This window comes from Serratia sp. TMDUHS_CL (assembly GCF_037137105.1).
Lineage (GTDB): Bacteria > Pseudomonadota > Gammaproteobacteria > Enterobacterales > Enterobacteriaceae > Serratia > Serratia nevei.
Genome location: NZ_JBBBDV010000001.1, coordinates 227,498 through 240,480, shown reverse-complemented (window position 1 = coordinate 240,480; position 12,983 = coordinate 227,498). Strand labels below are relative to the sequence as shown.

Genomic DNA, 12,983 nt, shown 5'->3' with positions numbered 1-12,983 from the left:
CCCACAGCCCCTCGTCTTCCCGTTGATAAAAATGTGACAAAATTTATCGCAGAGTAATGGGCGGCTGGAGGGCTGTCTAACAACGAAACCGGCATTCCATTGCCGAAAAAAGCATTATGAATTTTTCTGGGGCGAAGCGCCGTGCAAAATGCGATTCAACCTGCCGCCGCCAGCCCCCGGATAAGTTTGGCTAAGGTTTTGATCGCCTCTTCAAACCGATCGTTCCATTCAAAAGAGGCGTTGAGGCGGAAGCAGTGGTTGAAATGGTCGCCGGTCGTGAACATGCGCCCCGGCGCGATGCTGATCCCCCGGGAAAGGGCCTGCCGGTACAGTTCCATCGACGACAGCGCCGGATCCAGCTCCAGCCACAGGAAGTATCCGCCGTCGGGCTGGCTGACCTTCACCGTCGGCGGGAAATGATGGGCGATCGCCTGACGCATCGCGCTTTGGCGCTGGGCCAGCAGGCGCCGCAGCCGCCGCAGATGGGTATCGTAGCCACCGTGCAGCAGATAATCCGCCAGCGCCATTTGGGTCGGCACGCTGGTGGAAACGGTGCTCATCAGCTGCAAACGCTGGATCTGCTGCGCATAACGCCCCGCCGCCACCCAGCCGACGCGAAAGCCCGGCGCCAGGCATTTGGAAAACGACGAGCAATGCAGGATCTGGCCGCCGCTGTCGAGCGCCTTGGCCGGCAGCGGCCGTTCCGCGCTGAAGTACAGCTCACCGTAAACGTCATCTTCAATCAACGAAATCTGTCGGTCGCGCAACAGCGCCACCAGACGCTGCTTGTTGGCCTCCGGCAGGGTGGCGCCCTGCGGGTTCTGGAAGTGGGTCATCAGCCAGCAGGCTTTGATCGGATACTGTTCCACCGCCTGCTGCAGCGCGTCCAGATCGATGCCGTCCTGCGGATGGGTGGCGATCGCCACCGCCTTTAACCGCAGCCGTTCCAGCGCCTGCAGCGCGCCGTAAAACGCCGGCGACTCGATCGCCACATAGTCGCCCGGCTGGGTCACCGCCTGCAGGCTGAGGCTGAGCGACTCCATCGCCCCGGCGGTGATGACGATTTCGTCCGGCGCGACCTGCATGCCGCTCAGCGCATAGCGTTGGGCGATGTGCCGCCGCAGCGCGTCGTTGCCCGGCGGCAGGTTGGCCAGCGAACTGTGCGGCGTGAACTTGCGCGCTACGCTGCTCAGCGCCCGCGCCAGCTTCGGCTGGGCGAACAGCGTGGCGTCGGGAAAGGCCGAACCGAAAGGCACGATATCCGGATCCTTGCAGGCCTGCAGCACGTCGAAAATAAAGGCGTTGATGTCCACCTGCTCGCTCAGCAACAGCTTCTCGCCGCGCGAAGGCTGAGGCAGCGGCTGCGGACGCGCCGCCACGTAGTAGCCCGACTGCGGCCGGGCGACGATCCACCCCTGGCTCTCCAGCAGTTGGTAAGACTGCACCACCGTCATCAGGCTCAACCCGGCGCGCTTGCCGCTCTCGCGCAGCGAAGGCAGCTTGTCGCCCGCCCGCCACACCCGGTTCTGGATCTGTTCTCTAATCTGTTGCGCAAGCTGCTCGTATCGGGTCATAACCATTAACTGTTATATGAAAAAGTAAAATAACTGTCACTATTATAGTCACTGTACTCCGTGCTTAACTTAACGCCAAGTATTTCACATAAAAATGACAGCTATACTCAAGAGGTTAATTTATGTTCAACCCTAGGAGGCGCCATGCTGGGTCTTGATGCACTGGAACTCGCCAGAATACAGTTCGCCTTCACCGTGTCTTTCCATATCATCTTCCCCGCCATCACCATCGGTTTAGCCAGCTATCTGGCGGTGCTGGAAGGGTTATGGTTGAAAACGCACAATGAAGCCTACCGCGAGCTTTACCATTTCTGGTCAAAGATTTTCGCCGTTAACTTCGGCATGGGCGTGGTGTCCGGGCTGGTGATGGCCTATCAGTTCGGCACCAACTGGAGCTTCTTCTCCGAGTTCGCCGGCAGCATTACCGGGCCGCTGCTGACCTATGAAGTGCTGACCGCCTTCTTCCTCGAAGCCGGTTTCCTCGGCGTGATGCTGTTCGGCTGGAACCGCGTCGGCCCGGGGCTGCACTTCTTCGCCACCTGCATGGTGGCGCTCGGCACGCTGATCTCCACCTTCTGGATCCTGGCCTCCAACAGCTGGATGCAGACGCCGCAGGGGCATGAAATCATCAACGGCCAGGTGGTACCGGTCGACTGGCTGAAGGTGATCTTCAACCCGTCCTTCCCGTACCGCCTGTTGCACATGTCCACCGCCGCCTTCCTCTCCTCGGCGTTCTTCGTCGGCGCCTCCGCCGCCTGGCACCTGCTGCGCGGCCGCGATACCCCGGCGATGCGCAAGATGCTGTCGATGGCGATGTGGATGGCGCTGATCGTCGCGCCGGTGCAGGCGCTGATCGGTGATGCGCACGGCCTGAATACGCTGAAACACCAGCCGGCGAAGATCGCCGCCATCGAAGGCCACTGGGAAAACCCGCCGGGCGAAGCCACGCCGCTGATCCTGGTCGGTTGGCCGGACATGCAGCGCGAAGAGACCCGCTTCAAGCTGGAGGTGCCGTACCTCGGCAGCCTGATCCTGACCCACAGCCTGACCGAACAGGTACCGGCGCTCAAATCCTTCCCGCCGGAAGATCGCCCCAACTCCACCGTGGTGTTCTGGTCGTTCCGCATCATGGTCGGGCTGGGCATGCTGATGATACTCGCCGGGGTGTGGAGCCTGTGGCTGCGCTGGCGCGGCGGGCTGTATCAGTCGCGTCCGTTCCTGTACTTCATTCTGTGGATGGGGCCTTCCGGATTGCTGGCGCTGCTGGCGGGCTGGTTCACCACCGAGATCGGCCGCCAGCCGTGGGTGGTGTACGGCCTGCTGCGCACCAAGGACGCGGTCTCCGCGCACGGCGACCTGCACATGAGCATCAGCCTGCTGGCGTTCATCATCGTCTACTGCTCGGTGTTCGGCGTGGGGTATTCCTACATGATGCGCCTGATCCGCAAAGGGCCGCAGCCGCATGAACACCAAGAAGACAATACCGAGGGCCGCCCGGCACGTCCGCTGTCCGCGGTCAACGACACTCTGGACGACAGGAGCTGAACATGGGCATCGATCTTCCGCTGATTTGGTTTGTGATCATCGTGTTCAGCACCATGATGTACGTGGTGATGGACGGTTTTGACTTGGGCATCGGCATCCTGTTTCCGTGGGTGAAAGAGAGCGGCGACCGCGATCTGATGATGAACACCGTCGCCCCGGTGTGGGACGGCAATGAAACCTGGCTGGTGCTGGGCGGTGCGGCGCTGTTCGGCGCCTTCCCGCTGGCCTACTCGGTGATCCTCGACGCGCTGGCGATCCCGCTGACGCTGATGCTGATCGGGCTGATTTTCCGCGGCGTGGCCTTCGAGTTTCGCTTCAAGGCGAAGCCGGAGAAACGCCATATCTGGGACAAGGCGTTCATCTGGGGCTCAATCTTCGCCACCTTCAGCCAGGGTGTGGTGGTAGGCGCCGTGATCAACGGCTTCCCGGTCGAAGGCCGCACCTACGCCGGCGGCGCGCTGGACTGGCTGACGCCGTTTGCGCTGTTCTGCGGGCTGGGGCTGGTGGTGACCTACGCCCTGCTCGGCTGTACCTGGCTGGTGATGAAAACCGCCGGTGACCTGCAGGCGCGCATGTATCACCTGACGACGCCGCTGCTGGCGATCCTGTTGCTGGTGCTGGCCGCGGTCAGTATTTGGACGCCGATCGCGCATCCGGAAATCGCCGCCCGCTGGTTTACGCTGCCGAACCTGTTCTGGCTGCTGCCGGTGCCGGTGCTGGTGCTGCTCAGCGCCTGGGGGATTCAACGCGGGGTGAAACGCGGCGCGCACTACTCGCCGTTCATGCTGACGCTGCTGCTGGTATTTCTCGGCCTGAGCGGGCTTGGCATCAGCATCTGGCCGCACCTGATCCCGCCGGCCATCAGCCTGTGGGACGCCGCCGCCCCGCCGCAGAGCCTCGGCTTTATGCTGGTAGGCGCGCTGTTCATCATCCCGATCATTCTGGTCTACACCTTCTGGAGCTACTACGTGTTCCGCGGCAAGATCAGCCATGAACACGGCTATCACTGAGAAGGGAGGACGCTATGCAAGATAAAACGGCAACCGCCGCGCCGGCGCCCTGGTGGAAACGCATCGGTTGGCTGGTGATCATCTGGAGCGCCAGCGTGCTGGGGCTGTTCGTGGTCGCCTCGCTGTTCCGCCTGCTGATGACCGCGGCGGGCATGAAGTCGCATTGACGCGGCGCCTTATCTGGCCGCGCTGTTGGGAATTTAGAGGAGCGGCGTGGGCGGCGAATACGCCCACGCTAACCGCGAATATCCCGCACAGCACCTGGCGCGCCAGGCGCAGCCGCTCCATTTCGTCGAAGACCAAGACCTGCTCCAGATAAACCTGGCTGGCCTCATCGTGCAAATTACGGCTTTCGATGTTCATGGGAAGATCTCCACGACCCGCCCCACCGCTTCAAGCTGTTCACCCTTCTCCCGTACAATGCCAAGAGAAGTACCATCCTGTTTCATCCAGTACTTATCGGCAAGGGTAATCAGTGCAAACGCCATTTTGATTACCTCGGTTTTTTCCATCCCGTGACGCCGGGCAATATCGTTCAGATCATCATCAATTTTGTTCGATAACCGAATCGGCAAGCTGCGCATAGTCCACCTCCTGTGGCCGTTGATTCACAGGGGGAAAGTCTACTGGAAGGGCAAATATCGTTCAATTAGTGAACTGCGTAACGCCTCGCACAATCCACATGCAACGCTAATGCGGTTTGCGCCCCATCGCGCTGAGGAAGCGCTGCTGCAGGCGCAACAGCTCCTCCAGCTCCAGCAGGCGGTAATCGATGCCGAAACGCGGCGCCACCTCGCCGATGATGCGGCTCAGCGCCGGGTAATGGCGGTGGCTCCAGTGCGGGAACAGATGATGCGTCAAATGCAGGTTCGCCCCGCCGAGCCAGTATCCCAGCCAGCGCGGCCGGGTCAGCCAGTCGAAGGTCGTGGCGAACACATGGTGATACCAGCCGTGCGGCATCGCACCCTGCGCCGGCGCCTGATAAAAATTGGCTTTGGCCCAGTGGGTGCCGATGATCAACATTACGAACAGCAATGAAGAAAGCATCTGGCTCAGCAAATAGACCAGCAGAATTTGCCCGATGCCGATGGCCGGCGGCAGCAGCCAGCACGGGATCGCCAGCGCCAGCAGCAGGTGCGCCGCCTTGCCCGCCAGAAATCCGCACCAGCCGCGCACGCCCTGCTGCGCCATGCGCGCCGCCACGCGGGTGCGGCCCGCCCGGTCCAGCCAGTCGAACAGCCAGATGTAGTACGGGAACGTCAGCGCCGCCACCAGCGGCCAATAGTAACGCTGGGCGCGCATAAAGGGTCGCCAGCGCTGGAACGGCGTTTGCCGCAGCACGCCATTGGCGTCGATGTCGGGGTCGTAATGTTCGATATTGTTATGGGCATGGTGAAACAACACGTGGCGCACGCGCCAGCAGTCGGGATCCAGCCCCAGCGGGACGCTCACCAGGGCGTTCAGCCAGCGGTTGGCCCAGGGCCGACGGAAAAACGCGTTATGCGAGGCGTCGTGCACCACGTTCACCGTCAGGAACATGCCGATAAAGATAAAGCCGAAATAACAGGCGAAAAACGCCCAGCCGTTTTGCTGCTGCAGGCTCAACCCGTAACACAGGCCGCACAGCGCCAACAGCAGCGCCACCTTCGCCAGCATGCCGCCGTCGGCGAAGCGGTGATCGCCGTTGGCCGCCAAATAATGCTGGGCGGCCTGCATCAGCGCGCGATGTAGCCCGCCGTCATCGCGCCGATAGGCTAACGGGCGCAGCGGTTTCATGGCTGCCCCATAAGGCGCAAGAAGCGCTGTTGCTGCGCGAGCAGTTCGCGATAGCCGATGCAGCGATATGCCATGCCGTGCCGCTGAGCCACTTCCGCCACCGCGGCGGCCAGTGCCGGATAGTGGCGGTGATTCCAGCCGGGAAACAGGTGGTGGGTGAGGTGATAGTTCAGCCCGCCGGTCAGGTGTTCCAGCCAGCGCGGCTCAGGCTGCCAATCGCAGGCGGTGGCGAAATTGTGCCGGTACCAACCGTGCGGCATGCTGTCGCCCGCCGGCGCCGGGTAAAACTCGGCCTGCGCCCAGTGGGTGCCCAGCAGCAGGAACACCACCAGCAGCGAGGCAAACATCTGGCTGAGCGCGTAAGCCAACAGCACCCAGCCCCAACCGATGCCGTGCAGATGGCACAGGATCAGCGGCACCACCAGCACCAGCGCCACATGGAGCAATTTGCACAGCACGAACAGCGCCCAACCGCCGCGCCCCGCCAGCACGCGTTTTTCCCGCAGCGGCGTTTTATTGAGCCGATCGGACCAATCGAAAATCCACGCGATGTAGGGTAGCGAGAGCGCGGCGATCAGCGGCCAGTACAGATGCTGATAGCGCATATGCGGCCGCCAGCGCTGGAACGGCGTCTGGCGGAAAAAGCCGTTCTCTTCGGTGTCCAGATCGTAGTGTTCGACGTTGGCGTAAACGTGGTGGTAATCCACGTGCCGCGTGCGCCAATAGTCCGGATCGACGCCCAGCGGCAGCGTCACCAACCGCCCCACCAGGCGATTGGCCCAGGGCGCGCGCAAGAAGGCGTTATGCGAAGCATCGTGATTGACGTTGACGTTGAGCAGCATGCCCATGGCCACGAACAGGAAATAGCAGAGGAAAAACGCCCAGGGCTGATGCTGCATCAGGCTCAGGGCATAAAACCCGACGCACAGCGCCAGCAACAGCGTGGCCTTGGCCAGCCGCGCGGTATCGGCATAGCGATGATCGCCCGCCAGGCAGGCGTGCGCCGCGCGCTTGAGATCGCGGTGAAACGCCTGCTCGCCATCGGTGGGGAAACGCAGCGGCGGTAATAAGTCAGCCATGCGGTTCCTCCACGGCGGCCGGTGCGGCCACTCGCCCCCAGCCCAGCGCCACGCACAGGGCATGCAGCGCCACGGCGGCCATGGCGATATGCCAATAGCGCTGCGGCCAGCCAAGATAGCCGATAAACAGCAGCGGCATGCCCAGCGCGATCAGCAGCCAAACGGCGCTCGCCCACGGCCGCCCTTCCGTCATGCCGCCCAGCGCCACCGAGCCCAACGCCAGCAGCACCAGCAGCGCCATTTGCGGCCAGCTGATGTCGCCGTAACCGTAACCGTAACCGTATTGGTAGACGTAACCGACCACCAGCGAGAACAACAGCATGGCGCCGCTGAAGACGCTGAGCGCCGAACGGCGGTCGCGCGGCCGGCCCGGCGCCGGGCGCCAGGCCAGACGGAAATAGCGCAGGAACGGCAGATTACTCGCCCAAAATGGATTGGCGGACGGCCGATCGCCGCTGACGCCGTAGCTGAACGGCGTGGTCGGTAGCGCCGGGCAGAACGTGCCGAACAGCTTGTCCCAAAAGATAAAGCTGCCGCCGAAGTTCTTATTGGAATACGCCATGTCCTTGACGTGGTGCACCCGGTGGTGCGCCGGCGTGACCAGGATTTTTTCCAGTACGCCCAGCTTCGGCGTCAGCGCATTGTGGTTAAACAGCTGAATGCTGTAGTGAAAAATCGACACCGTGACGAACACCGACAGCGGCACGCCCGCCAGCGCCAGCAGCAAAAAGAACGGGATCGACGTCAACGACGAATACCAGGAGTTGCGCACCCCCAGCGACAGGTTGAAGTGCTCCCCCTGGTGGTGCACCACGTGTACCGCCCACAGCACGCGGAAGCGGTGGTGCAGGCGATGCAGCCAGTAGAAACCGAAGTCCCACGCCAGCAGGGCGAACAGCCACATCAGCAGCGGCGGCCAGGCGTCCAGCAGCCCCAGGCTGAAATGCGCGGCCACGTAGCCGTAACAGGTGATCTCCAGGCCGCGGAACAGCCACAGCATAATATGGCCGGAGTTCAGGTTGAACACCAGATCGTGCCAGTTGACCGGCTCACGGCGCCCCCACTGCAGCGCCACCGCCTCGGCCACCACGATGAACAGCATGAACACTATCGGCAACGCCAGATCGCTCATCCTACTTCTCCTTTAACCACGCGCCGGCGTAGGGCCTCTATGCGCAGGGCCAGCCAGCCGGCGAACAGCGCCAGCAGCGCACCGCCGGCCAGATCGACAAACAAATGGCGGCGCAGCTGCAGGATGGAGAACGCGATCGCCACGCCCCACAGCATCCACAGCGCCGTCCGCACTTTGCGCTCGCCGTCGCTCAGCGCCCACACCGCCAGCACCGTCAGCGCCATGTGCAACGACGGCAGGCAGTTTTGCGGCGAATCCACCTGCGTTAACGCCGCCAGCAGCTGCGCGCTGAGCCCAACGCCCTCGTTCTGCGGATAGGCCATGGTGGTCGGCCACAGCAGGTAAACTGCCCCGGCGCCCAGCGCCGTCAACTGCATCGCCAGCGTCAGCCATTTGATTCGCTGCAGCGGCGCCAGCAAATAGCCCGCCGGGACGATGAGGAAGAACGACAGATAGAGCCAAATGGCCGCCGGATTAAACGGGATCGCCCGGTCAAGCGCCGATGGCGGCAGCAGGGTTCCCGCCCCCTGCAGGCGATCGGTCAGGCTATACACCACCCCGACCGTCCCCCAGCCGAGCAACATGTGCCCTAGCCTGAACAGCATCTTTTTCATGCTTCCTCCGCCTGGCGCACGATGCGCCGCCGCTTGCGATCGAACTGCGGTAACACCGCCTGCGCCGTCAACCGCCATTCGAGCCGATCGGTGGCGATGCCCTGGCGAGCGAACAGCGCGATCAGCTGCGCCTGGCAGTGCGCCAACGCCGCCGGGCTGCAATCGGCGATCAGCTCCAGCCGGTGCTCGCCGCGCTGGATCAGGCGGTAATCGCTGGTCAGCGGCAACGCATTGGCGATCGTCCGGCTGCAGGCATCGGCGAACACCGCCTGCGGCTGGCGCTGCGCATCGGGTAACATCAGCTGATCGTCGCGCCGCCCTTCGATACGCGCAATCGCCCGCGTCGGTTGCCCGCACGGGCAGGGTTCCTTGCGCAGCACCAGCACATCGTCCAGCCGATAACGCACGATCGGCTGCGTGCTGCGGGTGAAATCAGTGATCAGCGGCGTAAAACGCTGCTCGTCGATCCACTGCGGTTCGATATGCAAAAACTCTTCGTTCAGATGCAGCGTGCCGTGCGCGCAGGTGGCGGCAAGAAACCCCTCGGTGGCCTGATACACTTCGCCGACCGCCGGAAACACCTGCATCAGCAGGCGGCGATCCTGCTCTTCCAACACCTCGGCGACCGAGATCGCTTTTTTGACCGGCAGCTTCACCTGCCCGGCCAGCACCGCCAGCGCCAGGGCACGCAGCACCTGCGCCGGGGCCACGATGATGCTGGGCGCCTGCCGTTCCAGTGCGGGCAGATGCTCGCTGAACGGCGCGAGCAGATCGTAAAACGCCAGGCTCAGCCAACGGTTGTTTACGCTGTGATAGAGATTATTGTCCGCCCGCAGAAACAGGGCGACGCGCTCGCCGGCCAACAGCCCGTCCGGCAGCATCTTCGCCAGCATGCCACCGGCCCACACCTGCTGTTCGCGCGGGCTGACGACAAACACGCCGCGCTGCCCGGAGGTGCCAGACGACAACCCGACGCTGTAGCGCCCGATCTTCGGCGTGAAATCGCGATCCGCCTCGCTGCGCTGCGCGCAGGCCAGCACCGCCTCTCGGCTCAGCCCGGCGGTATTCATCCGGTCAAACTGCGCCATCATCAGCGCCTTGTCCATCTGCGGCCATTCGGCGAACGGGCGGCGGCTGAAGCGCTGAAAATAGGGGCTCTTGCTCAGCACCCGGCGGGCAAAGCCCGCGAGCTGCCGGGCCTGATGCGCCTCCAGCGCCGCACGATCGCCAAAGCGCAGGCGCCGGGCGCGGAAATAGTGCCACAAGGTCATGAAGGGGATCACAGGTCCCCCTCGTGGCACAGCAAAATGTTAACCTGGCCGCCCGCCCACAGCTGGTTGAGCCGTTCCAGCGTGCGGGTGTACGCCGCCGCATCGTCCATCACCAGATTGGCCAGGCGCGAAGGCCCGCGCAGCGTCTGGTAGCTCTGCGGCGACCAGGCGGCGTCGCTGGCCAATAGCGTCCAGCCGGCGTCGGTGAGAATAAAGGCGCCGATATGGCCGGCCGCATGCCCCGGCAGCGGCACCAGCACGATCTGCCCCTCGCTGCCCGGCAGCGCGTAACCGCGATCGAACGGCGCCAGCAGCGCGGGCAACGCCACCGAGGGAAAAGCCTCCATAAACTGCAGACGACTCTCGAAATCCGCCGGGATCAGGCCGGGAATAAAGGCGCGCTTGAGTGCCGCGAAACCGCGCAGCCCACGGGTTTGCTGCCAGCCTTCGCCGGAGCAAATAAAGTCGAGGTGGCTGAAATCCTGCAGCCCGGCGATGTGATCCGCGTGAAAGTGCGAGACGATCAGCGCCTGGATGTCGCCTTCGGCGTAACCGGCTTCGCGCAGCTGATGCGCCAACGACTCGGCGGGATCGAAATAGACCGGCGTCATGCGGCGGTAAAGGCTGAATACCCCCGACTGCGTGTGCTGCTGAAAATAATGCGCGTAGCCGGTATCCCACAGCCAGCGGCGCTGCCCCACCTCCAGCAGATAGGCGCGCGCCGGGAATTTACACACCCGGAACCCGGCGCCGCGCAGCGCCATACAGCCGATATGCGTGCAATAGCCCACTTCAAATACGGTGACCTTAGCCATGCGGTATGCCTCCTTGCTGCCGCAGCCACTCGCCGGTCAGGCGGATCCCCTCCTCCATCGAGTAACGCGGCCGATAGCCCAGCTCTTCGATCGCGAGGGTCTGGCTCAGGGTCATGTCAAAATGCACCGCCGCCACGCTATAGCGCGTCAGCAGCGGTTCCTTGCCGCTCAGGCTTGCCCACAGCTCCATGCCGCCGGCCAGCGCCTGCAGCAGCGGATACGGCACGGCCTGCAGCCGGTAACGCAGCCCCAGCTCCTGGCGCAGCAGCGCATCCAGCATCTCCGCCAGCCGCTGCGGTTGGTGGTTGGTGATGTTGTACACGGCGCCGGACGGCAATCCGCGTTGCCGGCTGGCCAGCTCCATGGCGTGCACCACGTTGGGAGCAAAGGTCAGATCCAGCAACGCCTGCCCGCCGCCGGGCAGCCGCAGCACGCCGCGATCGCGTTCGAGCTGTTGCAACAGCCGCGGCACGATCACCCGATCGTGCGGGCCAAACAGGCCGCGCGGCCGCAGAATAATATAGGTGGTTTGCGGGTAGATCTTCGCCTGCGCCAACAGCCGCTGCTCGGCGGCGTGCTTGCTGGCGGCATAGTGGTTGGCGAAGCGCCGGGCGCGATAACCCTCATCAAGATCGTAATGCGGCTGAAAATCGAAGTAGATTGCCGGCGTGGAGATATGCACGAAGCGCCGCACGCCGCAGCGCCCGGCCGCCTCCGCCAGCTTGTCCGTCGCTGCGGCGTTGATGCGGTGAAATTCCGCTTTGCTGCCCCAGGGCGATGACTTGGCCGCACAGTGCCACACCCACTCGCAGTCGGTCACCAGCTCCCGGCACTGCTGCGGCGTGGCCTGCGCCAGATCGAGCGAGTAAAATTCGGCGCCCAGCTGGCGCAACGCTTCGCCGGCCCGCTCATCGCGGCCGGTGGCGCGCACCTGATGCCCGGCCTCCAGCAACCACTCCGCCGCGTTGCGCCCCAGCCCGCTGGTCGCCCCGGTCACCAGCACCCTCATGGCAGCAACACCATGCCGGCCAGCGCCAGCCCGGCGGCGGTGCCGATCAGCATCACCGGCTGGCCGGGGTTGAAGCGCCCGGTGGTCACGGCGGCATGCAGCGCGGTCGGGATAGACGCCGCCACCTGGTTGCCGTGATGGCGGTAGATGTCCACCAGCGCCTCGCTGGAGACGTGCAGCCGTTTGCGCATATGTTCGAGCGACAAATGGCTGGCCTGGTGCGGCACCACGGTGGCGATCTGCCCCAGGGTCAAGCCGCTGGCGCTCAGCAGCCGGTCGAGGTAGTCCTCAATCAGCGCCGACGCCTGACGGAACAGCGGCTTGCCCTGCATATGAAACAGGAAGTCTTGCTCGCACATGCCGGCGCGCGGGTTGCGGCGCGTGCCGCCGGCGCGGATCTCGCACAGTTCGCTGCCGGCGGGATAGGTTTCCACCAGGCTGGCGAGGATGCCGCCTGTGCCGTCACCGCGCTCCACGATGGCGCAGGCGGCGCCGTCGCCAAAGATCAGCGACGACTCTTCGTGCTGCCAGTCGATGCCGCGCGAAGCGAGATCCGCCGAGACGATGGCGATACGTCGATACGTCCCGGCGTTCAACAGCCCCGCCGCCACCTGCAGCGCAGAGATAAAGCTGACGCAGCTGCTGTTGATGTCGAAGCCCGGCGTACCCGGTGCCAGCCCGGCAACCTTGAGAATATGCGCGGCGGTGCACGGCAGCGCCTGCACCGCTATCGCCGAGGCGGAGATCAAAAGGTCAATGGAGGCTGCCGGAATGGCGCTGCGGGCCAGCGCGTCTTGCAGCGCGGCGGCGGCGAGATCGGCCTGGCTGGCATCGTCGGCGGCGTGATAGCGGTAAACGATGCCCGAGCGTTTTTCAACGTAGCCGGCCGGTTTCCCCAGGCGGGCATCGAGCGTAGAGGAGGCCACGCGGTTGGGCGGCAACGCGGCCCCGGTGGCAATGATTTTCAGAGGCAACAGCTCGGGTGAGCGACATTGTGTGGTCATTATTGTTATTGATCAACCTGACTATCCATAAAGCGATTCTCCCGCACGGCGCAAAGGCTATGCGGATCATCCCCGGTTTTTATGTCCCAAAAGGCCTTTCATCAAGGCGGTATCTCTTGTTATCAGCTGGCGCGGGCCGACGTCCGTCGGCGGA

At 63.8% G+C, this 12,983-nt stretch carries 13 protein-coding genes; 3 read left to right on the top strand and 10 right to left on the bottom strand.

Annotated elements, in window-relative coordinates:
- Nucleotides 1-155 precede the first annotated feature (155 nt).
- On the bottom strand, nt 156-1,574 hold the full coding sequence (locus WCL58_RS01155; RefSeq protein ID WP_060424120.1) for an aminotransferase-like domain-containing protein: 1,419 nt from the start codon (nt 1,572-1,574) through the stop codon (nt 156-158).
- Nucleotides 1,575-1,718: 144 nt separating this feature from the next.
- On the opposite strand from WCL58_RS01155, the gene WCL58_RS01150 reads away from it, so the two are divergent.
- Genes WCL58_RS01150 through WCL58_RS01140 form a run of 3 tightly spaced genes read left to right on the top strand, consistent with a single transcriptional unit; the run spans nt 1,719 to nt 4,296 of the window.
- Entirely contained in the window at nt 1,719-3,119 is a 1,401-nt protein-coding gene (locus WCL58_RS01150) for a cytochrome ubiquinol oxidase subunit I (protein WP_004934615.1), read from the top strand.
- A gap of 2 nt (nt 3,120-3,121) precedes the next feature.
- On the top strand, nt 3,122-4,129 hold the full coding sequence (gene cydB / locus WCL58_RS01145) for a cytochrome d ubiquinol oxidase subunit II (protein WP_336850340.1): 1,008 nt from the start codon (nt 3,122-3,124) through the stop codon (nt 4,127-4,129).
- Between the two features lie 14 nt (nt 4,130-4,143).
- A complete protein-coding gene (locus WCL58_RS01140) occupies nt 4,144-4,296 on the top strand; it encodes a DUF2474 domain-containing protein (RefSeq protein WP_071605360.1) in 153 nt (50 codons plus the stop codon).
- A 192-nt stretch (nt 4,297-4,488) separates the two neighbouring features.
- Here WCL58_RS01140 and WCL58_RS01135 read toward each other — a convergent pair whose 3' ends face one another.
- The 9 genes from WCL58_RS01135 to WCL58_RS01095 all read right to left on the bottom strand — a co-directional run bounded on the left by WCL58_RS01135 (nt 4,489) and on the right by WCL58_RS01095 (nt 12,829).
- Nucleotides 4,489-4,713, bottom strand: a complete 225-nt coding sequence (locus tag WCL58_RS01135; protein ID WP_025303190.1) for a hypothetical protein — start codon at nt 4,711-4,713, stop codon at nt 4,489-4,491.
- A gap of 106 nt (nt 4,714-4,819) precedes the next feature.
- Nucleotides 4,820-5,905 (bottom strand): acyl-CoA desaturase, encoded by a 1,086-nt coding sequence (locus tag WCL58_RS01130; protein WP_060424024.1) that lies wholly within the window; start codon nt 5,903-5,905, stop codon nt 4,820-4,822.
- Nucleotides 5,902-6,984 (bottom strand): fatty acid desaturase family protein, encoded by a 1,083-nt coding sequence (locus WCL58_RS01125; protein ID WP_060439749.1) that lies wholly within the window; start codon nt 6,982-6,984, stop codon nt 5,902-5,904. The genes WCL58_RS01130 and WCL58_RS01125 overlap by 4 nt, the downstream gene beginning before the upstream one ends.
- Nucleotides 6,977-8,116, bottom strand: a complete 1,140-nt coding sequence (locus WCL58_RS01120) for a sterol desaturase family protein (protein WP_336850338.1) — start codon at nt 8,114-8,116, stop codon at nt 6,977-6,979. Before WCL58_RS01120 ends, WCL58_RS01125 begins: the two co-directional genes overlap by 8 nt.
- On the bottom strand, nt 8,113-8,730 hold the full coding sequence (locus WCL58_RS01115; protein WP_084827675.1) for a phosphatase PAP2 family protein: 618 nt from the start codon (nt 8,728-8,730) through the stop codon (nt 8,113-8,115). Before WCL58_RS01115 ends, WCL58_RS01120 begins: the two co-directional genes overlap by 4 nt.
- Nucleotides 8,727-10,013 carry a F390 synthetase-related protein gene (locus WCL58_RS01110; protein ID WP_070914686.1) on the bottom strand — a complete coding sequence of 429 codons (1,287 nt, stop codon included), beginning with the start codon at nt 10,011-10,013 and terminating at the stop codon, nt 8,727-8,729. Before WCL58_RS01110 ends, WCL58_RS01115 begins: the two co-directional genes overlap by 4 nt.
- Nucleotides 10,010-10,816, bottom strand: a complete 807-nt coding sequence (locus WCL58_RS01105; RefSeq protein ID WP_060439746.1) for an MBL fold metallo-hydrolase — start codon at nt 10,814-10,816, stop codon at nt 10,010-10,012. Before WCL58_RS01105 ends, WCL58_RS01110 begins: the two co-directional genes overlap by 4 nt.
- The gene (locus WCL58_RS01100) at nt 10,809-11,825 is read right to left on the bottom strand and encodes an NAD-dependent epimerase/dehydratase family protein (protein ID WP_060439745.1); all 1,017 of its coding nucleotides are present in this window, start codon (nt 11,823-11,825) and stop codon (nt 10,809-10,811) included. Before WCL58_RS01100 ends, WCL58_RS01105 begins: the two co-directional genes overlap by 8 nt.
- The gene (locus WCL58_RS01095) at nt 11,822-12,829 is read right to left on the bottom strand and encodes a 3-oxoacyl-[acyl-carrier-protein] synthase III C-terminal domain-containing protein (protein WP_060424041.1); all 1,008 of its coding nucleotides are present in this window, start codon (nt 12,827-12,829) and stop codon (nt 11,822-11,824) included. The genes WCL58_RS01100 and WCL58_RS01095 overlap by 4 nt, the downstream gene beginning before the upstream one ends.
- Between the last annotated feature and the right edge of the window lie 154 nt (nt 12,830-12,983).

Excerpts from the sequence above, each read along its gene's own strand:
- WCL58_RS01155 (WP_060424120.1), bottom strand. The coding sequence starts at position 1,574 with ATGACCCGATACGAGCAGCTTGCGCAACAGATTAGAGAACAGATCCAG.
- WCL58_RS01150 (WP_004934615.1), top strand. The coding sequence starts at position 1,719 with ATGCTGGGTCTTGATGCACTGGAACTCGCCAGAATACAGTTCGCCTTC.
- cydB (WP_336850340.1), top strand. The coding sequence starts at position 3,122 with ATGGGCATCGATCTTCCGCTGATTTGGTTTGTGATCATCGTGTTCAGC.
- WCL58_RS01140 (WP_071605360.1), top strand. The coding sequence starts at position 4,144 with ATGCAAGATAAAACGGCAACCGCCGCGCCGGCGCCCTGGTGGAAACGC.
- WCL58_RS01135 (WP_025303190.1), bottom strand. The coding sequence starts at position 4,713 with ATGCGCAGCTTGCCGATTCGGTTATCGAACAAAATTGATGATGATCTG.
- WCL58_RS01130 (WP_060424024.1), bottom strand. The coding sequence starts at position 5,905 with ATGAAACCGCTGCGCCCGTTAGCCTATCGGCGCGATGACGGCGGGCTA.
- WCL58_RS01125 (WP_060439749.1), bottom strand. The coding sequence starts at position 6,984 with ATGGCTGACTTATTACCGCCGCTGCGTTTCCCCACCGATGGCGAGCAG.
- WCL58_RS01120 (WP_336850338.1), bottom strand. The coding sequence starts at position 8,116 with ATGAGCGATCTGGCGTTGCCGATAGTGTTCATGCTGTTCATCGTGGTG.
- WCL58_RS01115 (WP_084827675.1), bottom strand. The coding sequence starts at position 8,730 with ATGAAAAAGATGCTGTTCAGGCTAGGGCACATGTTGCTCGGCTGGGGG.
- WCL58_RS01105 (WP_060439746.1), bottom strand. The coding sequence starts at position 10,816 with ATGGCTAAGGTCACCGTATTTGAAGTGGGCTATTGCACGCATATCGGC.
- WCL58_RS01100 (WP_060439745.1), bottom strand. The coding sequence starts at position 11,825 with ATGAGGGTGCTGGTGACCGGGGCGACCAGCGGGCTGGGGCGCAACGCG.
- WCL58_RS01095 (WP_060424041.1), bottom strand. The coding sequence starts at position 12,829 with ATGACCACACAATGTCGCTCACCCGAGCTGTTGCCTCTGAAAATCATT.